This is a genomic window from Ligilactobacillus acidipiscis DSM 15836 (genome assembly GCF_001435755.1).
Lineage (GTDB): Bacteria > Bacillota > Bacilli > Lactobacillales > Lactobacillaceae > Ligilactobacillus > Ligilactobacillus acidipiscis.
In genome coordinates this window covers 1-1084 of the sequence record NZ_AZFI01000297.1, presented here as the reverse complement: position 1 = coordinate 1084, position 1084 = coordinate 1, and the positions used below count along the sequence as shown (strand labels likewise).

The following is a 1084-nucleotide window of genomic DNA, read 5'->3' as shown; positions in this document are numbered from 1 at the left end:
TCGATGATCGGTGCGCTTGGTTTGGGTACGCAGGTTTACTTCGCTGTTGGACGTAACGATGCTGGTGCAGGTTTTGCTGCAGGGATCGCGGTGGTTATCGTCGCTATTATATTGGATCGGATCACACAATCGTTCAACCAGACATCTAGATAAGGGGTGATCATAGTGAAGAAAAAAATCCTCCGTTATCTAAAATTAGCAGCCGCGACTTTAGGCTTGGCGGTAGTTGTTAGTGCTTGTGCCAAACCGCCCGAATATAATTCGCATAAAAAATTAGGGTCTCAGATCAACTATACGATCACAGGGATCGAAGCTGGTGCTGGTATTACTGATAGTACTGAAACGGCATTGAGTAAGTACCATCTGAAAAGCGCGAATTGGCAACTTATGCCAAGTTCTACTGCTGCCATGGTAAGTACATTGGATAAGGCTATTAAAAATAAAGAGCCGATCGTAGTGACAGGGTGGCAGCCGCACTGGATGTTCGCCAAATATCCGCTGAAATTCTTAGATGATCCTAAACATGCTTATGGCAAGGGTGAATCAATTCGGACTATTACTCGAAAGGGATTTAGACAAGATAATCCAGGTGCCAACAAGTTCTTAGAGAATTTCCACTGGTCGCTTAAAATGTCTAATCCATTAATGATGAAAATCAATAACGGTATGGATAAACAAAAAGCCGTTGATGAATTTATTAAGGACCATCCTAAGCAAGTCAAAGAGTGGCTAAAGGATGTGCCTGATGGAAAGAACAAGAAAATCAAAATCGGGTATACTCCATATGATTATGAAATAGCTGCTACTACCCTAGTCACGACTCTTTTGAAACAAAAGGGGTATGACGCAACGATGAAGCAGCTTGATGTTGGTATTATGTGGAGTGCGATCTCTAGTGGTAAATTGGATGCTACAGTTACGGTCGAACTTCCTGTGACACAGAAGTTATATGCTAAGAAATATAAGGGTAAATATGTTGAAGTTAGGAAAAATCTGGAGCATGCTAAAACTGGATTGGCTGTGCCGAAGTATATGAAGAGTATTAATACTATCGATGATTTAAAAAACAAATAAGAATAAGGTT

General features: G+C 40.9%; 1 protein-coding gene and 1 pseudogene. Both read left to right on the top strand.

The window, feature by feature from the left end; all coding sequences use genetic code 11:
• A pseudogene (locus tag FC65_RS11670) lies at positions 1-153 on the top strand (glycine/betaine ABC transporter); the annotation flags it as partial.
• Between the two features lie 12 nt (positions 154-165).
• A complete protein-coding gene (locus FC65_RS10795; protein WP_056972747.1) occupies positions 166-1074 on the top strand; it encodes a glycine betaine ABC transporter substrate-binding protein in 909 nt (302 codons plus the stop codon).
• Positions 1075-1084: the final 10 nt, after the last annotated feature.